This is a genomic window from Arthrobacter sp. P1_B11, assembly GCF_056406715.1.
In genome coordinates this window covers 157,011-182,142 of record NZ_JBFTZQ010000002.1, presented here as the reverse complement: position 1 = coordinate 182,142, position 25,132 = coordinate 157,011, and the positions used below count along the sequence as shown (strand labels likewise).

The following is a 25,132-nucleotide window of genomic DNA, read 5'->3' as shown; positions in this document are numbered from 1 at the left end:
AGACTGCGACGACCCCGCAACTTCCCCCGGACTATTGCCCGGCGGAGGGTCGGCTGCGCTGGCCGGCCAGCTCGCCGTCGTCGTTCTTGGCGTTGCCGGCCGGCTCACTGTCAGCGGGAGCGTCCAGCGCCTCCGCGGATGCCGCGATGCCGACGACGGCGGCTCCACCGGCACCGTGCCGTGCAGTCTCCAGCCGCGCAGCTTCCAGCCGCTCGGCCTCCTCGCCGCCCACAGCTTCGCCGCGGGCCACCATGCCGGCCGTGTCCGAGAGCGGGATCTGCTTCAGGGTCAGTGCCAGGATCAGCGCGATGCCCAGGAACGGCAGCAGGTACCAGAACACCGGTGCCAGCGAATCGGCGTAGGCGTTCACGATGGCGTCCCGGAGCTGCTCCGGGAGCCGGCTGAGGGCCTGCGGGTCCAGCGTCCGGGTGGACTGCGTGGCCTGCTCGGCTGAGGCGCCGGCACCGGTGAAGGCCTTGCCAAGGGACTCAGACAACCGGGACGTGAAGATGGAACCGAACACGGCCACGCCCAGGGACGCGCCCACTTCGCGGAAGTAGTTGTTGGTGCTGGTGGCGGTTCCGATCTGGTCCGCCGGGACGGAGTTCTGGACCACCAGGACGATGACCTGCATGATGGAGCCCAGGCCGGCGCCGAACACGAACAGCTGGACGCAGATGACCCAGATCGGGGTGTCTGCCGTCAGGGTCGTCAGCCAGAGCATGGCACCCATGGTCAGGACAGCTCCCAGGATGGGGAACATCTTGTACCTGCCGGTCTTGGAGATCCGGATCCCCGAATAGATGGCCATGCCCATGAGGCCCACCATCATCGGAAGCATCAGCAGCCCGGACTCGGCGGCCGAGGTCCCTGAGGACATTTGCAGGAACGTGGGCACGAACGCGATGGCGGCGAACATGCCCAGGCCCAGCGTAAAGCCGATGGCCGTCGAGTTGACGAAGATCCGGTTCCTGAACAGGCTCATCGGGATAATGGGGTCCTCAGCCCGGCGTTCCACCATGACGAACGCGGCAGCAGCCACAACCAGGCCGGCACCGAACGCCCACGTGAGGGGCGAATCCCAGCCTTCGTCCTTCTTGCCGCCGAAGTCGGTGAAGAAGATCAGGCAGGTCGTGGCTGCGGAGAGCAGCAGGACGCCCAGGACGTCGATCCGCTTCTCGGCCTTCTTGTTCGGCAGGGTCAGGGTGAACCAGGCGATGGTGAACGCGGCGATTCCGACGGGGATGTTGATGTAGAAAGCCCATTCCCACGTGAGGTGGTCCACGAAGTAGCCGCCCAGGAGGGGCCCGGCAACGGCTGAGAGACCGAAGATGGCGCCCAGCGGGCCCATGTACTTGCCGCGTTCCTTGGCCGGGACGATGTCGGCGATGATGGCCTGCGAGAGGATCATCAGGCCGCCGCCGCCGAGGCCCTGGACGGCACGGAACACCACGAAGCCCCAGAAATCGGTGGCGAATGCGCAGCCGACCGAGGCGAGCGTGAACAGCGCGATGGCCACGAGGAACAGGTTCCGGCGGCCAAGAACGTCACCAAACTTGCCATAGATGGGCATCACGATGGTGGTGGCGAGCAGGTACGCGGTGGTGATCCAGGCCTGGTGCTCCACGCCGCCGAGTTTACCAACGATGGTGGGCATGGCGGTGGACACGATGGTCTGGTCCAGGCTGGAGAGCAGCATGCCGGCGATGAGCGCGGAGAAGATGATCCAGATGCGCTTCTGGGTCAGGAGCAGCGGTTCGGCTGCTGCCTTGGGTATGACGGCGGTGCTCATTTGCTTCCTTCTGTGGAGGGTGATGGGGTGTCCGCGGACGGGGATGCGGGGCGGGAAAACGGCTGGGACAGCAGTAGCCTCGCACCCTCGAGATTTTCGATCAGGAGGTCCCGGTAGGGGCGGGTGTTGCCCTCGGAGAAATAGGCCATGCTGGCGTGCCTGGCGATGCTGCCCATCACCACAACAGCCATCCTGACCACCGGATGGTCCGGGGCTACGCCTTCCCTGGCGGCGACGACGCGGGCGAAATGGGCCTCCCGTTCCTCGGTGGCGCCGATGATTTTCAGCATCAGCTGGGGTTCTTTCTTGATGACGCCGATCAGCTGCCGGGTCTCTTCTTCGGAGGCGCTCATCCTTTCAGACAGGTGCAGCGACAACTCCGCAAGATCCTGAAGCAGGCTGGCCGAGATCTCTCCCGCGGGGGACGTGCTACCGCCCCGGATGAAGTCTTCGAAGAATTCCTCGGGGTGTTCATCGTCAACATGCCCCAGGATCGCGTCTTCCTTGGTGGGGAAGTAGTTGAAGAACGTGCGCCGGGAGATGCCCGCCTGTTCGCAGACGTCCTCCACGGTGTAGCCGTTCAGGCCGCGTTCCGCAGTCAGGGAACGCGCGACGGCGGTAATCGCCGCCCGGGTTGCCGCGCGCTTCCGCTCGCGAAGGCCGCCCTCAATAATTGCACTCTTGGTCACATAGTAAATTTTTGCACTACTTCATCTAGAGTGCAACTTTTGCGATATTATCGGTGGCCGTACCTAGCCTGTTCCTGCCCAGCACTATCGCTGGCACCAGGTGGCACCGGCGGGACCGGGGCCGGAAATGGGGAAGCATGACAGACACAGGGCTTACACACGTTTACGTGCTCAGGCCGGTGCCGGCTGTCCCTCGCCCAGTTCGACGACCCCTACGAGCGGGTGTACGAATCTGTGGACATCCAGGATGTCCCGCCGCTTGTTCTTCAGCCCAGGGGATCCACTGCCCTGCACGATGTCATGGTGCGCCTGATCGGTGAAGCCGGGGCGGAGCTTGCGGCAATGCCGGCACACGAGCGTCCGGGGACTGTGCTGGTGGCTGTCCTGACCGACGGCCATGAGAACGCCTCCCGGGAAGCGAACGGAGCCATGGTCAAGGGCCTTGTGGAACGGCAGCAGATGCAGTGGGGATGGCAGTTTACCTACCTCGGCGCGAACCAGGATGCCGTTCTGACGGCCCAGGGCCTGGGGATCAGGGCCGAGGACGCGCTGACCTATGCAGCTGGAAATGTGGACGCCGCCTTCAGCGTCCAGTCTGCCAAGACGCGCAGGCTGCGGGAGGCACGGGTCTCCGGAGCCACGCTGGAGCAGGCAGCTGCCGCGGCGTCCTACACTCCGGAGGAGCGGAGAGCGGCAGGAGGGCCGGGGGCAGACGCATAGCCGGACTGCGTGGGCCGGGGGAGAACGACGCCGGCCGGCACCTTCCACTGGAAGGCACCGGCCGGCGTCGGATGCGTGGCTCTGGTAGCGGAGACTATGCCTTGTGCGGCGGGCGGGTCATGGACATGACGTCCAGGGCGGTGTCGAGCTGCTCTTCCGTCAGCTCGCCACGCTCCAGGAAGCCCATGGCTACAACGGTCTCGCGGATGGTCAGTCCCTCGGCGACGGCCTTCTTGGCGATCTTCGCTGCGTTCTCGTAGCCGATGTACTTGTTCAGCGGAGTAACGATGGACGGCGATGCCTCGGCGAGGAAGCGGGCCCGGTCGACGTTGGCGGTAATGCCGTCGATCATCTTGTCGGCCATGACGCGGCTGGTGTTGGCCAGAAGGCGGACAGATTCGAGCAGGTTCGCGGCCATGACGGGGATGCCCACGTTCAGTTCGAAGGCGCCGTTCGTTCCCGACCAGGCGATGGCCGTGTCGTTTCCGATCACCTGCGCGCACACCATGATGGAGGCTTCACAGATGACGGGATTGACCTTGCCCGGCATGATCGACGAACCCGGCTGCAGGTCCGGAATGGCGATTTCGCCGAGTCCGGTGTTGGGGCCGGAGCCCATCCAGCGCAGGTCATTGTTGATCTTCATGAAGGAGATGGCAATGTTGCGCAGCTGGCTGGAGGCTTCGATGAGGCCGTCGCGGTTGGCCTGCGCCTCGAAGTGGTCGCGGGCCTCGGTCAGCGGCAGGCCGGTGTCGGTGGCGAGCAGTTCAATGACGCGCTCCGGGAAGCCAGCCGGCGTGTTGATGCCGGTGCCCACGGCGGTGCCGCCGAGCGGGACTTCGGCAACCCGGGGGAGGGAGGCATTGATGCGCTCGATGCCGTAACGGACCTGTGCGGCGTAGCCGCCGAATTCCTGGCCCAAGGTGACCGGAGTGGCATCCATGAGGTGCGTGCGGCCGGACTTGACCACGTCCTTGAACTCCACGGCCTTGCGCTCCAGCGACTCGGCGAGGTAGCCGAGGGCGGGAATGAGGTCGTTGATCAGGGCCGAGGTGGCGGCCACGTGCACCGACGTGGGGAACACGTCGTTGGAGGACTGCGAGGCGTTGACGTGGTCGTTGGGGTGGACCACCTTGTCGCTGCCGGCAGCCTTGAGGGCCCTGGAGGCAAGCTCGGCAATAACCTCGTTGGTGTTCATGTTCGAGGACGTGCCGGAGCCGGTCTGGAAAACGTCGATGGGGAAGTCGCCGTCGTACTTGCCCGCGGCCACCTCATCGGCAGCTTCGGCGATCGCCTTGGCCAGCTCGCCGTCGAGCACGCCCAGTTCTGCGTTGGCCTGGGCAGCGGCCTTCTTTACCCGCGCCAGAGCCTCGATGTGGGCACGTTCAAGGGTTTTGCCGGAGATCGGGAAGTTCTCGACTGCACGTTGCGTCTGCGCGCGGTACAGGGCGTTCACGGGGACGCGGACTTCGCCCATCGTGTCATGTTCAATGCGGAACTCTTCAGTGGAAGTCATGGGGCTAGCTTAGGGCGATCAGGGGCCGCACCGAAAACCGTGAACTGCTTGCTACGGGCCTGCTGACCGGGCGCTCCCGGCGGGGTTTTAGAGCTCGCCGATTCCGGAAACAAGGTCCGCGCGGCCCTCCGCGAGGCTGTAAGAGAGGCCGATGACCGCCGCCCGCCCCGTTTCGATTGCGTCGGAAATCACACGGGAGCTGTCCACGAGCCGCTGCGAGGTCTGCTTGACGTGTTCCACCACCATGTCGTTGACCTCGGTTTCGCCATTGCGCAGGGACGTCAGGACGGACGGCGTGATGCGCTCGACGAGGTCCCGCATGAAGCCCACGGGCATCTGGCCGGTTTCCACGGCCGACTTCGTGGCACTGACCGCGCCGCAGCTGTCATGGCCCAGCACCACGATCAAGGGCACGCTCAGCACGCTGATGCTGTATTCAAGCGATCCGAGCACGGCGTCATCAATGACCTCGCCGGCGGTGCGCACCACGAAGGCGTCGCCGAGGCCCAGATCGAAGATGATTTCTGCCGCGAGCCGGGAATCGGAGCACCCGAAGATCACCGCGAAGGGGTGCTGGTTTTCCACCAGGGAGGACCGCCGCGAGGCGTCCTGGTTAGGGTGCGAGGATTCACCGTTAACAAAGCGCTCGTTGCCTTCGCGCAGACGGCGCCAGGCCAGGGCGGGAGTCAGGTAGGTTGCCACGGCCCCTACCTTACGGCTTGGGGCTCGGTGACGGTGAAACTGTGACAACCGGGTTACTGTCGAGGGACTTTACGACGGCGGCGGCCAGTACCGAAAACTCGTCCAGTTGCGCACTCCCACTGAGGACAACGGTGGTCCCCCGGTGGTTCAGCACCATACTCCGCTCACCCTTGCCGGTGTCCCGCAGTTCCCATTCCTGCCCGCCGGCATTCCGGTTTCCGGTCACTGGGGCATTCTTCGTCTGCTGCAGGAGCCAGGTCGGGTTGGCCTTCCGCGTCTGGACCAGCCCGATGAACGCTTCTTTCGGGGTGAGGTATCCAACCTCCCAGGTGGGGACGCCTGTTCCGGTGCCGGCTTCCCAGCGGGCGTAATTTGGCTTGAATGTGTCGCCCGTTTCTGGGGCGACGGGTGTGAATCCCGCCACATCCACCGCGTGTGTGGCGACCGCGCTCACATCGATGTTGGGGCGGTAGCCGTCAGTCTTGGGTGACGGGTTCATGAGGACGATCGGCAGGAAGGCGGCGATGCTGACCACCAGCGCGACAATCATTCCGATGACGGACGCATTGGCCCGCTTGGCCGCGGCGGCGGGGATTACCGGCTTGACCGCCTGGGTAGCCGGAGCCGGGGAAGAGCCGTGGCCGGCTGCCGGGCTGGTGGGGGCGGACTGGTCCTGCGTTTCACTCACCCCTCTATAGTCGCCCATGCGGGCGCCGAACTCACATTCCCCGTGCCCGGCGGTGAGGAGTAACACGTGTTTCGCGTGGTGGTCATCCCATGACCTGGGACGCATAGCCCGACTATGATCAGTAGCAGAGGAATCACCGCAGAAGCCTCCTTCGGCACTGCGGGTCCAATGATCGCCACTCGAAGAAGAGGTTCACGTGTCACCAGCGTCAATGACCCAGAAGTATTCCACGCTTTCCCCGTCGCTCGCCGTCGGGATCGACGAGCCGGACCGCAACCTCGCACTTGAGCTTGTCCGCGTCACCGAAGCCGCCGCGATCGCCGGCGGCCACTGGGTTGGATTCGGCGACAAGAACAAGGCAGACGGCGCGGCCGTCGACGCCATGCGTTCCTTCCTCCAGACCGTCCACTTCAACGGCGTTGTGGTCATCGGTGAGGGCGAAAAAGACGAAGCTCCCATGCTTTTCAACGGTGAGCGGGTTGGGGACGGCACAGGCCCAGAGTGCGACGTCGCCGTCGACCCCATCGACGGTACGCGGCTGACCGCCCTCGGCATCAACAATGCACTGGCCGTCCTGGCCGTCGCCGAACGCGGCTCCATGTTCGATCCCTCCGCCGTGTTCTACATGGAGAAGCTCGTCACCGGTCCCGAGGCCGCCGACATGGTGGATCTGCGTTTACCCGTCAAGCAGAACCTGCACCTGATCGCCAAGGCCAAGGGCGTCAAGGTCAACCAGCTCAACGTCATGATCCTCGACCGTGACCGCCACCGTCCGCTGGTGGAGGAAATCCGCGAGGCCGGCGCGCGCACCAAATTCATCATGGACGGCGACGTCGCCGGCGCCATCGCAGCTGCCCGTTCCGGAACCGGCGTTGACGCGCTCATGGGCATCGGCGGAACGCCGGAAGGCATTGTTGCCGCCTGCGCCATCAAATCGCTCGGCGGCGTCATCCAGGGCAGGCTGTGGCCCACCAGCGACGACGAAAAGCAGAAGGCCATCGACGCCGGCCACGACCTTGAGCGGGTGCTGTCCACGAACGACCTCGTCTCCAGCGACAACTGCTACTTCGCTGCCACGGGCATCACCGACGGCGACCTCCTCAAGGGTGTGCGCTACTCCAAAGACAAGGTCCTGACGCAGTCGATCGTCATGCGCTCCAAGTCCGGCACGATCCGCTTCGTGGACGGCGAGCACCAGGCCAGCAAGTGGGAAGGCTACGCCCGCAAGAGCTAGTCCACCGACTCCATAGCGCGAAGCCTAAGTGTTCGTCCGCGCGAGGGTTTTGCGGAGTCTTTCGCGGAGCTTGCGGGCCACCTGGTAAGCCGCGTAGCGGGGCTTGTTGACGGGCAGGTCCCACGTTCCCGGGTAGGCGATTTCCCGGCCCCCGAAGGACTTCTTGAAGGCGGTGAAGCCGGCCCACTTGTGATCCGGCTGGTCAGCCGGCGCCACGCCCCAGAGGTCCACGTGCTTGAGGCCCTTGTCCTTGGCATCGGCCATCAGCGTGACCAGGAGCGGAATGCCGGCGCTGAGCTTGCGGTGGGTGTCGTCCATGGCAGCGTGGGCGTAGGTGCGCGTGTCTGCGGAATCATAGGCCAGCGCCGCCGCAATGGGGCCGCCGTGCAATTCGGCGACGAACAGGGTGGCCGCCCCGGCAGGCATCAGCGACGCCGCGACCCGGGTCAGGTACTCGTCGCTTTGCGGTTTGAAGCCATTGCGCCTGGCCGTCATGTGCAGGAAGTTCAGCAGGATGCGGATGTCGTCGGGATCCTGCGAGGCGTGGAACGTCACACCCTTCTTGTGGATGTTCCGGTAGAGGTTCCGGTTGACGGGCTTCATATCGGCCAGCACGTCCTTGAAGTCCCTGTCCAGATCCACGATCCAGCTCAGCTCGGGCTGCTGGTTGACGGGCGCAGGCTGCAGCCCGCGGCTCTTCAGTGCACCTGCGGCGGTCCCCGGTTCCAGGCCAGCCGTCACCGGCTCGATCCGGACGAAAACGGCACCGCAGGATTTCGCCACGTCCACGAGCTCAGCCAGCGCGGCGTCAAACGCGTCGACGGACTCAGCCACGGGACCATAGGGCGCATACAGCACTTTCCCGGACGGGTTTTTCTCCTCAACGGCCAGGAAGCTCCAGCCCTCGCCGGACCGCCGGTGAACCGTACGGCCGAGGGACCGCTGGAAGTCGGCCCACGCCTGGCTCTGCAGGAAGTATTCCACGGCGGTCAGGCTTTCATCGACGTGGTCACGGCGAAGGCCACGGCGGTGTCCGCGGCGCCCGAAACGGGGTGGACGTTGACAGGGGCGTGGGCTGCCGGAAGGAAGGCACTCGCGCCGCGGTTCAGCCGAAGGTCGCCCTTCGGCGAGTCCAGATAGACGGAGCCGGCAGTGACGATGATCACCGCGGCCCCCGATTGCGCCAGTGGCACCGGGCTTCCGTCCGGGAGCAGCTCGATCCTTTGGAGCTGGAATTCCCGGAAGGGCGGCTGGTACAGCTCCTGGCCGAGTTCTGAGACTTCGGCGCGGAGCATGGGCACACCCACCGACTCGAACGCGATGGTCTTCAGCAGCTCCGGCACATCGACGAACTTCGGCGTCAGGCCCCCGCGCAGCACGTTGTCCGAGGAGGCCATGACCTCCACACCCAGGCCGTGGAGGTAGGCATGCACATTGCCGGCGGGGAGGTACACGGCCTCGCCAGGCTCCAGCGAGAGCCGGTTGAGCAGCAGGGAAATCAGCACGCCGGGATCGCCCGGGTATTCGCTGTTCAGGCTCAGCACCGTGGACAGTTCCGGCTGGTACGGCGCCATGGGCGCGCCGGAGGTCAGCGCCGCGACGACCCTTAAGGTCGCCTCCGTGACGCCATCACCGCCCGCGATCAGCCGCTCGAACGCCGACCGGAGCGCCGCACGCTCCTCGGGCTGCGACAGGTCATCGATGACCTCGGTCAGGATTTCCGGAACGCCTGATCCGGAGAGCTCCAAGCACCCCGCCAGGTGAAGGAAAACGTCCCGGGACTTGGCCGGCTCGCGGAATCCGCACAGCGCGTCGAACGGCGTCAGCGCGAAGATCATCTCCGGTTTGTGGTTGTCATCCCGGTAATTCCGGTTGGCCGCGCCGGCGGGGACGCCGTCGGCATTCTCGCGGGCAAAACCGGCCCTGGCCTGCGCAAGGCTGGGGTGGACCTGCAACGAAAGGGGCTTTGCTGCGGCGAGCACCTTGGCGAGGAACGGGAGCCGGGGCCCGAATTCCGCCACCGAGGCGTCGCCCAGGAAATGAGCGGGGTCCTCGGCGATAAGTTCATTCAGGGCCACGGCCGTGCCGTCGGGCCTGCTGGCCAGGGAAGGTGAGTCCGGGTGCGCGCCGATCCACAGCTCCGCTTCCGGGCCGCCCGACTCCGGCCTGCCCAGCAGGCCGGCGATCGCCGTCGTAGATCCCCAGGGGTAAGGCCTGAGGACGTTATCGATTTCGTACACAGCCGGGTGTCCTTCTTTCTTGAAGCAGGTGTTTGTCACAAGGGTGCGCATTGGCCGTTGGTGGCCACGAGATCGCGGATAGCCTGCTCGTTTCCCTCGCGCTTGAGCTGGTTCAGCATCTTTTCGGTGATGGGCTCACCTTCCGGCGTGGTGGTCACCGGAGTGAAGTCCGACGACGACGACGACGGCGACGACGGCGACGGTTTGGTGACCGGTACGGCCGGTCCGGCTGCCGTCAGCCCGCTGCCGCCAACTGCGTATTGCAGCTGCAGCGCGTCGTCGGGCGCCGCGGCAGGTGACGGCTCTGAGCTCTGGTCGCTGAGCAGCTTCTTGACCCGCTGATGGATAACGTCAAAGTCTGGCACGGTGGAGAAGGATGCGGCAAAGTCCGGCGGCCCAATGGTGAGGCGGCTAACGTCMTTGCCTTTGGCTTTCATGGCAAGATCCACAAAACTGCCCAGCTGGCTTGAGGAAATGTTGGATTCCACCACCTTGGTTCCGGCGTTGGCGATGTCCTCGAACTTCGAGAGGAGGGTCGCAGGATCCAGCTGTTTGAGCATGGCCTGCTGGACGCACTGCTGCCGCTGGATCCGCGCGTAGTCGTCGACGAACTCCCGGGATCGCCCGTACCACAGCGCATGGAAGCCATCCAGCTTCTGGTCGCCGGCCGGAATCCAACCCAGCGGCATGCCGTGGATGCCGTTGGCCTCATCGATCATGTCGCCGCTGATCGGCACCCAGCCGCCGGCCTTGATCCTGATTCCGCCCATCGCATCAATGAGTTTCGCGAAGCCGTCCATGTCCACGAGCACGTAGGCCTGAACGGTGATGCCAAGGGTCCCCGATACCGCTTCCAAGGTGGCCTGGGCACCAGGGTCGGCAACGTCCGGATAAAGATCCTTGTACTTGTTGGTGACCTCGGTATTGATGGCGTTGATAAGGCATTCATCGCCGCAGTTGTAGCCCTCGGGGTAGATCTTCAGCATGGGGGAGCCCTCGCTGAACCGGGCGTTCTGCAGGTTGCGGGGGACCGAGATGATGGCCGTCTTGCCGGTCGTGGCATCAACGCTGAGGACAGACAGGCTGTCGGGGCGACGGCCCGTGCGGTCCGCGCCCGCGTCGCCGCCCATCATCAGGAAGTTGTAGCGGCCGTCCACGGGGTCGATGGCCGGGCCGTTGGCGTTGAAAATGCTGCCGATGGCGTTGCGGCTGACGTTGAGCAGGTACGCCGCGTAGCCGAGGGAGCCGCTGCTGGCAACCATTGCGAGAGCCAGCGCGACGCCGACCACGGGCCTCATGCGCGGCCGCAACAGCACGGGCCGGATCAGCCGCAGGGTGTTGATGAACAGCACCGCCCAGCCCACCGCCAGGGCGGTCAGGACCAGGACGATCAGCAGGGATGCCACGGGATTGGTGACAATGTTGATGAGCAGTGTCCGGTTGGTGAACAGCAACACCAGGGCGAGGATGACCAGTGCCCACACAGTCAGCGTGACCCGCAGGGCAATGCGGCCCAGCTTGCGGTCCCCGGCGGCGATCTGGGCGCTCCCCGGAACGAACAGGGTGAGGAGGATCAGCAGAAAGGCGCGCTTGGTACGGACGGGCGCAGGCGCGCTCGCCGGATGCCGGACGGGGTCCGTCAGGAGCCCCTGGGATGGCAGATCAGTGTTGGACATGAGAGTTCCTTAACGGCTGCCCCGGAGAACCACGTTTCCTTCGGAGAAGACTTCATTGACCTTCTGCCGGAGGTTGGCGCCTTTCCGGCTGGCCACGTCATTGAGTTCCTGTGCGAAGTCCAGAAGATCGGTGCGGAGGCGGACGGCGAGATCGTCCGTTCCCGAGGCCAGCATCCGCACGGCGAGCAGGCCCGCGTTCCGGGCACCGGCGATGGCGACGGTGGCGACCGGTACGCCCGCCGGCATCTGCACGATGGACAGCAGCGAATCCATGCCGTCCAGGGTCTTGAGCGGGACCGGAACCCCGATGACGGGTAGCGGCGTGACCGAGGCGAGCATCCCCGGAAGGTGGGCGGCGCCGCCGGCTCCTGCAATGATGACGCGAAGACCGCGCTCATGCGCCGTCTGGCCGTACCGGATCATCTCGGTGGGCATGCGGTGGGCCGAGACGACGTCGGCCTCGAAGGCGATGCCGAACTCCGCAAGGGCATCGGCGGCGGCCTCCATGACGGGCCAGTCCGAATCCGACCCCATGACGAGGCCGACCAGTGGGGACGGGCTGTCCGTTCCGGGCGTGGCGGCGGGTTCGGGGCTCATGCGTTCTCCTCGGTGTTGCCTGGTCCCGCGTCGGCAGGCAGCCTGCCGTCACGGATGATGTTTGCCACGGTGGTGGCCCGTTGCCTCAGGGACTGCACATCCGCCACGGAGGCGCCCACGAGATTGACGTGGCCGATTTTCCGGCCTGGCCGCACCGATTTCCCGTAGCAGTGGACTTTCGCGGCGGGTTCCGCGGCCAGCGCTACTGGATAGGCGGAAAACAGGTCCTGGTTCTCGCCGCCCAGGAAGTTCTTCATCACCACGACCGTGCCGAGCATGTCGGTGGCTCCCAGCGGCAGGTTCAGGACTGCGCGGAGGTGCTGCTCAAACTGGCTCGTGACGGAGCCGTCCTGCGTCCAGTGGCCGGTGTTGTGCGGGCGCATGGCAAGTTCGTTGATGAGGAACCCGGCCCCGGACCCCGGTGTTTCGAAGAGCTCCACGGCCATGACGCCGGTGACGCCCAGTTCGTTGGCGATCCGCAAGGCCGCATCTTCGGCGGCCGCGGCGACCTCGAGGGGGATGCCTTGCGCCGGAGCGATCACTTCGTCGCACACGCCGTCAACCTGGATGGTGTGGACCACGGGCCAGGCCCGGGATGCGCCGTCCGGCGTGCGCGCCACAAGCGCAGAGAGCTCACGGCTGAACTCCACCTTGGCTTCCGCCAGCAGAGGGCTCATGGCCTCGAACCAGTCGGCGCTGTCCGCAGCCTCTTGGGGCGATCCGACGATCCGCACGCCCTTGCCGTCATAGCCGCCCCGGGGCGTCTTGAGCACCACGGGCCACCCGGTCTCGTCGCCGAAGCGGACCAGGGCGTCCACGTTGTCCACGGACGCCCATGCCGGGTTCGGCAGTTCGAGGCGGTCGATGGCGGCGCGCATCACAAGCTTGTCCTGGGCATTGATCAGCGCGTCCGGGCCGGGCTGGACGTTCACTCCCGCCGCAATGAGGGCGTGCAGGTGGTCAGCCGGCACGTGCTCGTGGTCGAAGGTCATGACGTCAAGGCCCTCGGAGAACTCCAGCAGGGCAGCCAGATCCTTGTAGTCGCCGACGGGCGCGTTGGGCACGGCCGATACTGCGGAGACGTCTTCACCTTCGGCGAGGACGCGGAGTTCGAAGCCTAATGCTGTGGCGGCGGGGGCCATCATGCGCGCAAGCTGGCCGCCGCCAACCACGCCGATTACTGGAAAAGTCACAAGTCTCAGCCTACAGAAAAGGAACGGGGTTACCGGCTTTCATGGCAGTGAAGCCCGGGAAAGTCCCGAAATTCTACGGCGGGACAGGGCAAGGGGGAGCCGCTGGCTGCAGCCCGGTTGGGGCCGCTCCCAGCAATCCGGGCTAAAATGGGACTTTGGCCCATCGGCCCCACTATTCATACGGCCACGGAGGGTCATGATTAACACACTTGCAGAGCGCATCCGGGGACTAGCCTCGCTTTTCTGGCGCGAGGTGGCGAAATTCGGTGCCGTCGGCGGTGTGGCGTTCGTCATTGACAACGGCCTGACCTTCTACCTGATGCACGGTCCCATGACGGACAGCGAGGCCAAAGCCCGGTTCGTGGGTGCCACCGTTGCCACAATCTTTTCCTGGATTGCCAACCGCCTGTGGACTTTCCGCCACCGCCGCCAGGCCAATGTCCTCCGGGAATTCCTGATGTTCATCCTCATTAACGGCATCGGCATCGGCATCTCCACCGGCTTTACTGCCTTGGCCAAGTATTCGATGGGCGTCACCGACAAGAACATGCTGTTCGCGGCCGGTGTGGTCGGAATCCTGGTGGCAACTGTGGTCCGGTTCTTCGCCTACAGGTTCCTTGTGTTCAACCAGGAGCTGGACCAGGAGCCGGAGTTCTCGCACGACCACGAGCTCATCGAAGGCCACCACCATGCCAACCATCCGGCTGCGGGGCAGCCCGAGCCGGCGGCAGAGGATCCGGAAGTCTCCGCCCGGCAGGATTAAGCAGCGGGGGATTAGACGGCGCCGGACCAGACGGCCGGCGCTTTTCCCTCAGTCCCCGTGGACCCGTTCCGCGGCGAGCAGTTTGTCAGTGAGTTCCACGTCCCCGTGCACCAGCACCACTGAGCCGTCGTTCTTCCATGCACCGAGCGCGTTGGCCAGGGCCGCCTCCAGCCCGTCGTTTGCGCGGACGAGCAGTCTGGTGCCGGACTCGTGGCCGGCCGCGAAACTGTCCAGTAGTTCCGCGTGGCGCACGGCCGCCCCGCTCGAGCTCCGGACTGCCGGATGCCCCGGATCGGGGTCGTTGTGCGCCATGAAGACGTCACCGTGTGACCGGACCTCCGCCGCGTAGTCGATCACACCGGAGGGCAAATCACCGGGCCACCTCATTGCCAGGGCGGGAAGCGGCACAGCAACCACGGCGTCGAACCCTTCTCCGGCCTGTGCCGGATCGTCAGTTGCGAGCAGGTCCGCGCCGTTGTCGTCCAGAACGACCTCCATCCCCAGCTGCCAAGCGGCGAGGGCCCAGATGATGGATTTCCAGTGCGCCGGGAGGTCCAGCCGGAGACGCATGCCGGGTTCGGCGTCGAGGTCGTCCTGCAGCAGGTTGCTCGTCTTGGCCACCCAGTTATCCAGAACACGGCCGGAGAGTTCCACGCGTTCCGCGTCCGGGCCGTACCAGGTCAGGCGGGGTGACGTTGAGTGGCCCGAGCGCAGGGCCGTCATCAGATCAGTGGCCGGGATATTCATGGCTTCATCTTGCCACGCACGTCGCCCGTGTCCACCGGGTGCGCGGTGCTTTCCGGGCACCACCGAAGACGTCAGGTTCAAGACGATCTATGATCTGCGACACATAAGACTTTCTAACGTCATTTGCGTTAACCCGTATTCATCTCCCGTTTTCCGCGGAATTGCGCAGATTTTATGCCAGGTAGTAAGCTCGCTGTCAAATTTCAGGCGTGTCGGCCATGGACTGCGGAAAAAATTCCCGGGCGTGGCGCGGCACCTGATCGGGTCCGGAGTTGATTATTATTCCTCGCGGCTTGACTCCCCCTAGTTACACGCGTGTAATTAGTTATCGAAAGCCACCGCGAAGTCTCGGGCACACAAACCTAGTGCCCTGAGTGTCCGGCAGGCTGCACAATTCAGGAGGGGACGCCATGGGGCAAGAGCGTATCCATGAAGATGCCGTTGTGGCCGGCCAGGCCACGGCAAAATACCGTTCACGCGGCGTGCCAAGCGATTGGTACGTAGATCCGGCTGATCCGGACGCCGCCGAGCGGTATAACCTGGACACCGCCTCGTCCCTGCAGGACCAGGCCACCGCCTTCCTTGCGGCGCACGAGGCGCTGCTGGGTGGAAGCCCGGAGCAGGATGAGGATCTCAACGATCCGCCCATGGAGCTCCGGAACCCCGGCGCCGGCACGCTCGCACAGCCCGTGTGGATCGGTCTGCCCCTTCAGCAGGACTTCGACGACGAAGGCGAGCTCGGCTGGCAGACGGATGCGCTGTGCGCGCAGACTGATCCTGAAGCGTTTTTTCCGGAGAAGGGCGGCTCCACGAGGGACGCGAAGAAGGTTTGCGGCGCCTGCAACGTGCGGTCGCAGTGCCTTGAATACGCTTTGGCGAATGATGAGCGTTTCGGTATTTGGGGAGGCCTCTCCGAGCGTGAGCGCCGTCGGCTGAGGAAGCGGGCAGTCTAATTCTTCAGGAAGTACACGTCACTGCCGTTGTGGTTGCCCACAACGGCAGTGCCTATCTCCCCAGGACCCTGGCGGCACTGGCAGGTCAGACCCGGCCGGCAGATCTGGCCATCGGCGTTGATACCGGTTCGCAGGACAATTCGGCTGCCCTCCTTGAACGGGCGCTCGGCGCCCCCAACGTCACCGGCATCAGTGCGGGCAAGACGGGAATGGGCGTCGCCGTCACGGCCGGGCTGGCCGCCCTGGCGCCGTGGAACGCGGAAGCCCCGGATGCGGCCTCAGAATGGATCTGGCTGCTGCACGACGACGCCGCACCCGCCCCCGAGGCGCTGGCCGAGCTGCTCCACGCCGTGGAGCGTGCGCCGTCAGTCACCGTGGCCGGCTGTAAGCAGCTGGACTGGGACGCAAAACGCAGGCTGATCGACGTCGGCCTTTCCACGAGCCGTTGGGCCGAACGCCTCACCCTGATCGAGGCCGATGAGCTCGACCAGGGCCAATACGACGGCCGTTCTGACACTTTCGCTGTCAACTCTGCCGGCATGCTGGTCCGGCGCGACGTCTGGGAGCTCCTGAAGGGGTTTGATCCCGCCCTGCCCGGTACCGGCGACGACGTCGACTTCTGCTGGCGTAACCGCCTTGCCGGTCACCGGGTGGTAGTGGTTCCGAGCGCGAAAATGTTCCACGTGTCGCACCGCCCCCACGCTCTGGGCAATGCCTCGGCTGCGCGCCGGGCGCAGGTTCATCTCCGGCTCAAGCACGCCCCGCTGTGGCTGGTTCCCGTGCATGCGGTGGCCGCACTCCTCGGCAGCATCTTCAAACTGGTCTTCAGTATCGCGGTCAAGGACCCAGGGCACGGTTTCTCCCAGCTCGTGGCCACGGCCGCCGCGCTGGGCCGTCCGGCAGCTGTTTTCCGCGGCCGCCGGAATGCCGCACGCACGCGCCGTGTCCCGCGGTCTCTGGTGAACAAACTGCAGACGGAACGGCGCGAGGTGTGGAGCCACCGGCGCTCCCTCATGGAGGCGTTTGGCGCTGACGACGCACAGGCTGAGGGAAACGTAGCCGATTCGCTGGCGGAGCAGCCCACCGGCGACTCGACCGACGACTTCGCCGCACTCTCCACCAACGAACGGGGCTGGATAGGCAACGGGGCCCTCGCCGCCGTCATCCTCGCCAGCGCCGCGTCCTTTGCAGGTTTGGCAGGGCTCTTCCGGGCCGACGCCGTGGCCGGCGGCGCCCTGCTGCCGGTTTCATCCCGGCTCGAAGACATCTGGCACCGGGCATCCGGCTGGTGGATCGGGCTGGGGGCCGGGCTGCCCGGCCACGGCGACCCGTTCGGCTACGTCCTCTGGGTTTTGGGCGTGCTGGGCGGCGGCAACGCCAACGGCGCCATCGTCTGGCTGCTCCTGCTGGCCATGCCACTGTCCGGGCTCACTGCCTGGTTCGCCGCCGGCGCCCTGACCTCACTCCGCAGGTTCCGGCTGGCGGCCGCCTTGGTATGGGCAGGCGCCCCGGCCCTACAGATTGCACTGAACCAGGGGCGCATCGGGGCCCTCCTCGCTCACCTCATGCTGCCGCTGCTTGTCCTCGCGCTGCTGCGAGCCACGGGGACGGCCCTTGGACGCGGCCGCTTTTCCCTGCCCGCCCCAACCGACCGGCGTTTCATGGAGAAGCCTCCGCTGAAGCCGGGCATCAACGGGACGCCGTCGTGGACGGCGGCGGCAGCGGCCGGACTTTCCCTGGCGGTAGTTACCGCTGCGGCGCCGTCCCTGCTGGTGCCGGCCGTCGTCGTCATTGTCCTTGCGGGCTTCCTGCTGCGGGGGAGGGGTCGTACCCTGTGGTGGGCTCTCCTGCCCAGCGCCGCGCTCTTCATACCCTTTGCCCTGTCCACGCTGGACCGTCCCCGCGCCCTCCTTGCGGATCCCGGACTTCCGCTGGGCTTCGATGCTGCTCCGCTCTGGCAGCAGGTTCTTGGCCAGCCGCTGAGCTTTGAGGCAGCGGACGGGCTGTCAGGGCTTGGACTTTTCGCGGATGGCCCCGTGCCGTGGGCCCTGTTGCTCGCCCTCCTGGTCGGGGCTCCCGTGCTGGYGCTGGCCGTGGCCGCACTGGTTATTCCGTCCCGGCGCACCCGCGTTGCCCGCGCCCTGTGGGTGGCTGCCCTGATCGTGCTGGCGGGCGGCTGGCTGTCCGCCCACGTGGCCACGGGCGCCACCGCGGAGGCACTCGTGGCGCCGTTCCCCGGTCCGGCGGTCTCGGCCGCCATGTTCGCCTTCCTGGGCGCTGCGCTCATCGGCGGGGAAGGGCTCTTCTCCGTCTCTGCGCATTCCAGTCCAGCCGCGGGCTTCACGGCCGGCCAGGCTGCTCAAGGCCGCGGAAGACGCGCAGTCCTGGCGCGTTCCGCAACCGCACTGGCCATGGTTCTCCTGCTGGCCGGACCGCTGGCCGGACTCGCCGCGTGGACAGCCCAGAACGTGCTCCAGCCTGCGGCCACGGCCACGGCCGCGGGCGTGGCGGAGACGCCCGGCCTGGGAACTCCCCGGAGGGTGGATGCTGCCGATCCGCGGACGCTGCCGGCCACGGCGATTGACCGGGGCGAGGGGCCGGAGCAGACACGTACATTGCTGATCAGCATCGGCGAGGACGAAAGCTACGACGCCTCGCTCATGCGGGGCGGAGGCACCACCCTCGATGGCCTGTCCGCCATCGCGTCGGCCCGCAACATCCGGGGCAACCCGGGCGAAGAATCGGTCCGCGATGATGACGAGGTGACCGCCGCGCTGCGCACCACCGTGGCCACAGTGGTTGCCGGCCACGGAGTGGATCCGCGGCCCGAACTCGAACAACTCGGTGTGGGATTCGTGGTCCTGCGGTCTGCCGACACCGCAGCCCAGCTGACAGCGAGCCGCATGGACGCCGTTCCCGGCCTCGTGGCTGTGGGCCCGACGGACTCCGGCTGGCTGTGGCGGGTAAGTCCGCTGAACCAGGCCGTCCTGCAGCCAGCCGACGTTGCACACCGCGTGCGCGTCGTTGACGGCAAGGGCGCCACCACCAACCTTCTTCCGTCCGGGCTGACCGGCGTGGACACGGCCGTGCCGAAGGGGCCGGAAGGCAGGCTGCTGGTCCTCGCCGAACGCGCGGATCCCGGCTGGACCGCCTGGCTCGACGGGCGGAAACTGACCTCCACAACATCCGGCTGGTCGCAGGCCTTTACGCTGCCCCCGCAAGCCGGTCACGTGACGGTCCGCTACGACAACCCCTGGGCGCTCTGGGCGGGTATCATCCAGGCCGGGGTGATCGGCCTGACCGTCCTGCTGGCGCTGCCCATGCCGGCCCGGCGCCCCCACACCGGCCTGTCCAGGGACGAAGGCTCCCTGCGTAAGGAAAACCAGAATGCTTAACACAGAGAACGACGGCGGCACACCGGCAGCGCCGGCACCTGCACCTGAGTTCACAGAAGGTTCCGTAGCCCGAACCGGGGAGAGGCCCGCGCCGGCGAAAAAGGGCGAACCCAAACCGGCGAAGGGCGGGCCCCAGCAAGCGAAAAAGGGCGGGCCCAAACAAGCGAAAAAGGGCGGTCCCAAACAAGCGAAAAAGGGCGGCCGGCCCGCCCGCCGGGGAATGGTGGCCGGCTTGCTGTCGGCGGCAGCGATTGTTGCGGCCGGGGGCGGCATGGTGGCGGCAGCCTCGCTTGCGCCGCAGCCTGCAGGCAACCGGCAGCTGGAAGTTCCACTGGCGTCCGTTCCGGCCGGAAGCAGCCAGGACGTTTGCCCCGGCCCGGCGAAGCTGCTCGAGGGGACGCCTGTGGGTACCGACCCGCAGTTCAGGCCCGAGTCCGCTACGGCAAGGAGCAGTGTATCCGCGGCGGTTGTCGGTGCGGCGGGGGCACTGCTCCCGGGCAGCAGACTGTCGGCACTGGATGGCTCCGAGCTGGTGCGGATCGCGAAAGACCCCGGCTCCGCAACGGCTCCCGCCGGAGCCTCGGCGCAGCTTGCCGGAACCATCGCCCAGCGGAGCGTGAAGGACGTCAGTGTCCTGAGCGCCGACGCCCTGGGCAACCGGCAGGCAGCTGCCGCCGGAGTGATGAGCTACTCGGCAACGGACGGCGATCTCCAGGGGCTGGCCGCCGCCGCGTGCCAGGCGCCGCTGAATGACCTTTGGCTGGCAGGCGCCAATACGGCGGTGGGTCGCAGCAGCGTCCTCCATCTCACCAACGCGTCAACGACTCCGGCCACGGTCAGCCTGGAACTCTACGGCAAGGACGGGCAGATCAAGGCTCCCGGCAGCCGCGGGCTCCTGGTCGCACCGGGAACCACGCGGTCCATTGTGCTCGCCGGCCTCGCTCCCGGCCAGGAGCGGCTGAGCATCCACGCCCGCAGCACCGGCGGCCCCGTGAGCGCCTTCATCCAGCAGAGTGTGTTGCGGGGGCTGACGCCTGGCGGGGTCGATTTCATAGCTCCGGGTGCGGCACCCTCATCCCTCCAGGTCATGACGGGAATCGACATCCAGGATCCTGGCGGACTGGAATCGCTCACGAAGTCCCGTGGCTTCGGCGACGCCGCACCGTCCCTGCAGATCACGGTGCCGGGACCCGTGGACGCCGTGGTTGAAGTCAAGCTCTTCGGCCGCGGCGGACAGAAAGCGCTGCCTGGCGGCGGAGTTGTCACCGCCAAGGCAGGCACCGTGACTGAGGTCCCGCTGGCCGGCGTTCCGGCGGGGCAGTACACGGTCTCCGCGAGTTCGGATGTGGCCATCGCGGCCGCGGCGCGCGTCAGCCGCGGGCTGAAGACCGCCCAGACGTTGGATTTCGCGTGGGCTCCGTCAACCGGCAGGCTCGGCAGTCAGCACATAGTCCCGGTTCCCGGTGGCGGCGAGCGGTTCCTGGTCTTCGGTGCGCTGGAAGACCGCGCCACCATCTCCTACACACCCATTACGGCCGACGGTAAAGTCCGTCCGGCGGCTACCGCGGATATCGCCGGCGGAACCACCACGTCCCTGACGGTGCCGGACCGGATTGGGAAGTCGCCGGTCGTCGCCTACGTGGTTTCGGCAGCCGGCGGTGCAGCCTACGGCACCGTGCTCCTCGAACAGGAAGACAGGAACGACGTCGCCACTGTCGCCATAACGCCAGGTGCAGAGGGCCAGGAAAAGGTGCCGGTCAAGCTGGGATACTAGTCGGAACGGGGCCGGGCCGCGTGCCTGCGCCGTTAAGGGTCAGTAGCGCCGCCGGTAGACGGGGTCCAGGGTTTCCGGCGCCACACCCAGCATTTCGGCGGTGTGTTCCACCACGACATCGTGCACCAGGTCCTGCAGCTCCTCCCGGACCGGGCACCCCTGCTCGACAACCCGGCGGTACAGCGTGATGACCGGCCCTTCGTCCTCCGTGGCGGGCGTGTAGCAGCCCATCGGAGCGGGCGAACCGTCGGCCACCAGCTGCTCCAGGTTCGGCGGGATTTCGTCGACCGCAAACCGCACGCCGTCGAGCGTCTTTCCCCAGATGTCGTGGAGCCGCTGGGCGGAGTCCATGACGAGTTCGTCGAACCGGTCAGAGCGCGTCCGGTAGGCGGGAAGCGTGGGCAGCAACAGCTCGCCGCGAAGTCCCCGTCCATGGCGGTTGCGCCTCCGCCGCGCAAAGCTCCGCCCGGCGGCCGGGCCGGCGGCTTCCTTGGGAGCCCCGGGGTCAGCCAACCGGACCGTAAAACCCGAATCATGGTGCGATGACTGCATATACCGACTCTAAACCCGCCGGATGATTTGCGCGACATAATCCACGCCGGGCGGCACGGCCGTGGCGCGTCCGCCGTCAATGTCGGAATTCGCGCCGCACCCGGAGTAGTCTGTGATGTCGTGGGTGCTATCCGTCAATGTTCCAGGTCAGCCTGCCGCCAGTCCGCGGTGGCCACTTTGACGTACGTATACGCGGATTCCACGGCGGTCCTTGGACCGCTTGCCACCTACGCCGAGCCGCACTGTTACGACCTCTGCGCGCAGCACGCGGGTTCACTGACCGTTCCGCGGGGCTGGGAAGTCCTGCGCCTTGCCATGCCGTCCCAGCCGCCGCAGCCCGGGCCCGACGACCTGCTTGCCCTGGCCGACGCCGTGCGTGAGGCGGCATCCCGGCCGGCTGCCTCCGGAACCTCGCAGGGGCAGCGCGGCGCCCATTCCGCGCTCGAGGCGCCCGCCGGGGCGGAGGGCGTGCGCCGCGGCCACCTCCGCATACTGCGCGAACCGTCCTGAACCGCAACTGGCGGTAGGCTGGAAGCTGCAAATCCGTCAGCCACAGCGCGCCTTCGCCCAGCAGGGAGCATCAACCATGCCAAAGATCAGTCCCGAACTGTTGTCCGTCCTGCGGTGCCCGGTCACAGGCTCGGCCCTGACGCAGGAGGGCGAGGAACTCGTGTCGACGGCGGCGGCAGAGGGCGGCGAAAAGCTGCGCTACGCCATCGAGGACGGCATTCCGCTGCTTCTTCCCCCGGAACTGCTCGCCGCGGCGAACGCCGCCCGGTCAGACCAGCATGACGGCCCCGCCCCCAGCCCCGAAACCGCCAGCCCCGAAACCGCCAGCCCCGAAACTGCCAGCCCCGAAACTGCCGGCCTCAAGACTCCGGCCGCGCCCCCAGCCTGAAACTCCAGCCCGCACCGCAGAAGGCAAGACGCCGGATACAGCAAAGGACTCCCATGACTCTCGATTACAAGGTTGCCGACATCTCCCTGGCAGAGGCCGGCCGCCACCAGATCCGCCTCGCCGAGCACGAAATGCCGGGGCTCATGTCGCTCCGCAGGGAATTCGGGCCGAGCCAGCCGCTGAAGGGTGCGCGGATCGCCGGCTCGCTCCACATGACCGTTCAGACCGCCGTCCTCATCGAGACCCTCACCGCACTCGGGGCAGAGGTCCGCTGGGCATCCTGCAACATCTTCTCCACCCAGGACGAGGCCGCCGCCGCCGTAGTCGTGGGCACGGGGACCGTCGAAGCCCCCCAGGGTGTTCCGGTCTTTGCCTGGAAGGGCGAAACCCTTGAGGAATACTGGTGGACGGCCGAGCAGATCCTCACCTGGCCGGGCGCCGACACGAACCCCGAGCTGGGTCCGAACATGATTCTCGACGACGGCGGCGACGCCACGCTGCTGGTGCACCGCGGCGTCGAGTTCGAGGCAGCCGGCGCCGTTCCGGCCGCCGCAGCGAACGACCCCGAGGAATACGCCATCGTCCTGGATGTCCTGCGCAGGACCCTTGCCGAGGACCCGAAGAAGTGGACCCGGCTCGCCGCCGGCATCCACGGCGTCAGCGAGGAGACCACCACTGGCGTGCACCGTCTCTACCAGCTGGCGGAACAGGGCAAGCTGCTCTTCCCGGCCATCAACGTCAACGACTCCGTGACCAAGAGCAAGTTCGACAACAAGTACGGCATCCGCCACTCCCTGCCGGACGGCCTCAATAGGGCCACCGACGTCCTCATCGGTGGCAAGGTCGCCGTCGTCTGCGGTTATGGCGACGTCGGCAAGGGCGCCGCCGAGGCGCTCCGCGGCCAGGGAGCCCGGGTGATCGTCACCGAGATCGACCCCATCTGCGCTTTGCAGGCCGCCATGGACGGCTACCAGGTGGCCAAGCTCGAGTCCGTCCTGGCTCAGGGAGACATTTTCATCACCACCACGGGCAACAAAGACGTCATCATGGCCGAACACATGATCGGAATGAAGAACAAGGCCATTGTTGGCAACATCGGCCACTTCGACAACGAGATCGACATGGCCGGCCTCGGCCGGGTGCCCGGAATCAAAAAAGTTGAGATCAAGCCGCAGGTCCACGAGTGGGTGTTCGAAGGCGACGCCCCGGCAGGTTCCGATGCCAGGTCCATCATCGTCCTTTCAGAAGGCCGGCTCCTGAACCTGGGCAATGCCACAGGCCACCCGTCGTTTGTCATGAGCAACTCGTTCGCCAACCAGACGATCGCCCAGATTGAGCTGTTCACCAAGAAGGACCAGCCTGAGGGGGAGCGGGAGTACGCAAACAAGGTTTACGTCCTGCCGAAGATCCTTGACGAGAAGGTGGCACGACTGCACCTCTATGCCCTGGGCGTCGAACTGACGGAACTGTCCAAGGACCAGGCGGACTACCTCGACGTGGACGTGGCCGGCCCGTTCAAGCCGGAGCACTACCGGTACTGAGACTCGAACCGGTTCTGATTGCCCGGTCGTTCTGATTGCTGGACCTTCGTGCCGGGAGCCCTGAGCGGGCCTCCCGGCACGAAGGCCTGCCGCGCCGCCCGGACGGGCGCGGCCCTCCTGTGCGATAAAATTGACTGGTCAGCGTTTCTGCTGGGCACAGGGATGGACGCCGATTGGCGGCCCGGCGGGGGACATGGAGAACCAGTCATGACGGAAAAGAGCACCCGTAAGATCGGCAAGATCCTCGCGGTCGCTGCGATTTGCGCTGCTGTCGCGGCCGGCGGAATCGGCGTCGCCACCGCGCCAGGGTGGGCCAACCCCGCGCCGGAATCCGAGGCCTCCACCCCGGTCCGCAACGAGCCGGGCCTCGCTGCCCCTGTGGTCAAGGCCGTGGAACTTGGTGTGACCCCCACCGACGGCGCGAAGAGCGTCAATCCCGCCGTGGCACCCTCAGTCAAAGCCGTAAACGGCAAGGTCAAGGACGTTGTCCTGGCCGCGACGGCGGGAGGCGCGCCGGTCAAAGGAAGCGTGAGCGCCGATGGCACCACCTGGACCACCCTGGATCCCCTCCAGTTCAACACGGCGTACAGCTACAGCTTCACGATCGTTGACCAGGCGGGCCGGGAGACCAGGAAGGCGCAGACGTTCACCACCGTCGAAAGCGCCAACGAGGCGGATGCCGCCGTGTACCCGGAGAACGGCACCACCGTCGGATCGGGGCAGCCCATCGACATCGTCTTCAGCGAGCCAGTTGCCAACAAGGCGGCCGTGGAGAAGGCCGTCAAGATCACTGTTTCGTCCAAGCAGCCCGTGGCCTGGCACTGGTACTCGGACCAGCGCGTGCGCATCCGCCCCGAAAAGTTCTGGGCGTCCAACAGCCGGGTCGCCCTGGACATGAAGCTCTTCGGCGTTGATTTCGGCAACCACATGATTGGCAACTTCAATGCCAAAGTGCAGTTCAAGGTGGGACCCCAGAGGCTGGCCGTGGTGGACGACAACACGAAAACCATGAAGGTGTACTTCGACGGGAAGCTCGTGAAGACAGCTCCCGTCACCCTGGGCGGTTCCGACTGGCTGTCACCTTCCGGCTTCGCGGTGATCATGGAGCAGGAACGCCGCTCCAAGTTCAACGCCGGGAGCATCGGCCTCAAACCCGGCGACAAAGGCTACTACCCGCCCCTCACCGTGGAGTACGCCAACAGGCTCACATCCTCCGGGGTGTACGTCCACCAGGCCCTCGAATCTGCGTGGGGTTACGTGGGAGTGTCCAACGTGTCGCACGGCTGCGTGGGCCTGCTGCCCGCAGACGCCGTGTGGTTCTTCAACAACATGAAGACAGGGGACGTGGTCCAGGTACTCAACACCGGCGCGGCACCCGTTGAACCGCTCGAGGGTTACGGGGACTGGAACATTCCCTGGGCGCAGTACTCCAAGCGCTAGCCGACGGCATCCGCCGCCAGGC

At 66.3% G+C, this 25,132-nt stretch carries 22 protein-coding genes; 10 read left to right on the top strand and 12 right to left on the bottom strand.

Annotated elements, in window-relative coordinates; translation table 11 throughout:
- Positions 1-31: 31 nt before the first annotated feature.
- Together AC1D14_RS02950 and AC1D14_RS02945 are read right to left on the bottom strand one after the other, a co-directional pair.
- Positions 32-1,792 (bottom strand): MDR family MFS transporter, encoded by a 1,761-nt coding sequence (locus tag AC1D14_RS02950; RefSeq protein WP_476968033.1) that lies wholly within the window; start codon positions 1,790-1,792, stop codon positions 32-34.
- Entirely contained in the window at positions 1,789-2,481 is a 693-nt protein-coding gene (locus AC1D14_RS02945; protein ID WP_476968032.1) for a TetR/AcrR family transcriptional regulator, read from the bottom strand. Before AC1D14_RS02945 ends, AC1D14_RS02950 begins: the two co-directional genes overlap by 4 nt.
- Before the next feature lie 222 nt (positions 2,482-2,703).
- Between AC1D14_RS02945 and AC1D14_RS02940 the strand changes: the two genes are divergently transcribed.
- Entirely contained in the window at positions 2,704-3,201 is a 498-nt protein-coding gene (locus AC1D14_RS02940; protein ID WP_476968031.1) for a VWA domain-containing protein, read from the top strand.
- A gap of 94 nt (positions 3,202-3,295) precedes the next feature.
- On the opposite strand, the gene AC1D14_RS02935 is transcribed toward AC1D14_RS02940, so the two are convergent.
- The 3 genes from AC1D14_RS02935 to AC1D14_RS02925 all read right to left on the bottom strand — a co-directional run bounded on the left by AC1D14_RS02935 (position 3,296) and on the right by AC1D14_RS02925 (position 6,125).
- Positions 3,296-4,717, bottom strand: coding sequence for a class II fumarate hydratase (locus AC1D14_RS02935; RefSeq protein WP_230117169.1), 1,422 nt, complete (start codon positions 4,715-4,717; stop codon positions 3,296-3,298).
- Positions 4,718-4,804: 87 nt separating this feature from the next.
- Positions 4,805-5,419: a carbonic anhydrase gene (locus tag AC1D14_RS02930; protein WP_230117170.1), complete on the bottom strand. Its 615-nt coding sequence runs from the start codon at positions 5,417-5,419 to the stop codon at positions 4,805-4,807.
- Positions 5,420-5,429: 10 nt separating this feature from the next.
- Complete coding sequence (locus tag AC1D14_RS02925) at positions 5,430-6,125, bottom strand: DUF4245 domain-containing protein (RefSeq protein ID WP_230117192.1); 696 nt, start codon at positions 6,123-6,125, stop codon at positions 5,430-5,432.
- A 193-nt stretch (positions 6,126-6,318) separates the two neighbouring features.
- Between AC1D14_RS02925 and glpX the strand changes: the two genes are divergently transcribed.
- Positions 6,319-7,341, top strand: a complete 1,023-nt coding sequence (gene glpX, locus AC1D14_RS02920; protein ID WP_230117193.1) for a class II fructose-bisphosphatase — start codon at positions 6,319-6,321, stop codon at positions 7,339-7,341.
- A gap of 24 nt (positions 7,342-7,365) precedes the next feature.
- Here the strand turns inward: glpX and AC1D14_RS02915 are convergent, their stop codons facing one another.
- The 5 genes from AC1D14_RS02915 to AC1D14_RS02895 are packed head-to-tail and all read right to left on the bottom strand — an operon-like array spanning position 7,366 to position 12,999.
- Positions 7,366-8,325, bottom strand: a complete 960-nt coding sequence (locus AC1D14_RS02915; protein WP_230117171.1) for a lipid II:glycine glycyltransferase FemX — start codon at positions 8,323-8,325, stop codon at positions 7,366-7,368.
- A 5-nt stretch (positions 8,326-8,330) separates the two neighbouring features.
- The gene (manA, locus tag AC1D14_RS02910; protein ID WP_476968030.1) at positions 8,331-9,581 is read right to left on the bottom strand and encodes a mannose-6-phosphate isomerase, class I; all 1,251 of its coding nucleotides are present in this window, start codon (positions 9,579-9,581) and stop codon (positions 8,331-8,333) included.
- Between the two features lie 35 nt (positions 9,582-9,616).
- On the bottom strand, positions 9,617-11,257 hold the full coding sequence (locus tag AC1D14_RS02905; protein ID WP_476968029.1) for an LCP family protein: 1,641 nt from the start codon (positions 11,255-11,257) through the stop codon (positions 9,617-9,619).
- 9 nt (positions 11,258-11,266) lie between these two features.
- Positions 11,267-11,854, bottom strand: coding sequence for a 5-(carboxyamino)imidazole ribonucleotide mutase (gene purE / locus AC1D14_RS02900; protein WP_476968028.1), 588 nt, complete (start codon positions 11,852-11,854; stop codon positions 11,267-11,269).
- Complete coding sequence (locus AC1D14_RS02895) at positions 11,851-12,999, bottom strand: 5-(carboxyamino)imidazole ribonucleotide synthase (protein ID WP_476880999.1); 1,149 nt, start codon at positions 12,997-12,999, stop codon at positions 11,851-11,853. Before AC1D14_RS02895 ends, purE begins: the two co-directional genes overlap by 4 nt.
- A gap of 244 nt (positions 13,000-13,243) precedes the next feature.
- On the opposite strand from AC1D14_RS02895, the gene AC1D14_RS02890 reads away from it, so the two are divergent.
- The gene (locus tag AC1D14_RS02890) at positions 13,244-13,810 is read left to right on the top strand and encodes a GtrA family protein (RefSeq protein WP_230117175.1); all 567 of its coding nucleotides are present in this window, start codon (positions 13,244-13,246) and stop codon (positions 13,808-13,810) included.
- A gap of 48 nt (positions 13,811-13,858) precedes the next feature.
- On the opposite strand, the gene AC1D14_RS02885 is transcribed toward AC1D14_RS02890, so the two are convergent.
- Complete coding sequence (locus tag AC1D14_RS02885) at positions 13,859-14,557, bottom strand: TIGR03089 family protein (protein WP_476968027.1); 699 nt, start codon at positions 14,555-14,557, stop codon at positions 13,859-13,861.
- A gap of 410 nt (positions 14,558-14,967) precedes the next feature.
- Between AC1D14_RS02885 and AC1D14_RS02880 the strand changes: the two genes are divergently transcribed.
- The 3 genes from AC1D14_RS02880 to AC1D14_RS02870 are packed head-to-tail and all read left to right on the top strand — an operon-like array spanning position 14,968 to position 20,679.
- Positions 14,968-15,510: a WhiB family transcriptional regulator gene (locus tag AC1D14_RS02880; protein ID WP_230117177.1), complete on the top strand. Its 543-nt coding sequence runs from the start codon at positions 14,968-14,970 to the stop codon at positions 15,508-15,510.
- 29 nt (positions 15,511-15,539) lie between these two features.
- Positions 15,540-18,905, top strand: a complete 3,366-nt coding sequence (locus AC1D14_RS02875; RefSeq protein ID WP_476968026.1) for a glycosyltransferase — start codon at positions 15,540-15,542, stop codon at positions 18,903-18,905.
- Positions 18,898-20,679: a DUF5719 family protein gene (locus AC1D14_RS02870; RefSeq protein ID WP_230117179.1), complete on the top strand. Its 1,782-nt coding sequence runs from the start codon at positions 18,898-18,900 to the stop codon at positions 20,677-20,679. Before AC1D14_RS02875 ends, AC1D14_RS02870 begins: the two co-directional genes overlap by 8 nt.
- A gap of 39 nt (positions 20,680-20,718) precedes the next feature.
- On the opposite strand, the gene AC1D14_RS02865 is transcribed toward AC1D14_RS02870, so the two are convergent.
- Positions 20,719-21,231 (bottom strand): metallopeptidase family protein, encoded by a 513-nt coding sequence (locus tag AC1D14_RS02865; RefSeq protein ID WP_230117180.1) that lies wholly within the window; start codon positions 21,229-21,231, stop codon positions 20,719-20,721.
- Between the two features lie 120 nt (positions 21,232-21,351).
- On the opposite strand from AC1D14_RS02865, the gene AC1D14_RS02860 reads away from it, so the two are divergent.
- The 4 genes from AC1D14_RS02860 (at position 21,352) to AC1D14_RS02845 (ending at position 25,110) form a co-directional block, all read left to right on the top strand.
- Positions 21,352-21,741, top strand: coding sequence for a DUF3499 domain-containing protein (locus AC1D14_RS02860; protein WP_253073894.1), 390 nt, complete (start codon positions 21,352-21,354; stop codon positions 21,739-21,741).
- 76 nt (positions 21,742-21,817) lie between these two features.
- On the top strand, positions 21,818-22,129 hold the full coding sequence (locus tag AC1D14_RS02855; protein ID WP_476874973.1) for a Trm112 family protein: 312 nt from the start codon (positions 21,818-21,820) through the stop codon (positions 22,127-22,129).
- A 53-nt stretch (positions 22,130-22,182) separates the two neighbouring features.
- Positions 22,183-23,670 (top strand): adenosylhomocysteinase, encoded by a 1,488-nt coding sequence (gene ahcY / locus AC1D14_RS02850; RefSeq protein WP_476874972.1) that lies wholly within the window; start codon positions 22,183-22,185, stop codon positions 23,668-23,670.
- Positions 23,671-23,877: 207 nt separating this feature from the next.
- Positions 23,878-25,110, top strand: a complete 1,233-nt coding sequence (locus AC1D14_RS02845; RefSeq protein WP_230119856.1) for a L,D-transpeptidase — start codon at positions 23,878-23,880, stop codon at positions 25,108-25,110.
- Positions 25,111-25,132 lie beyond the last annotated feature (22 nt).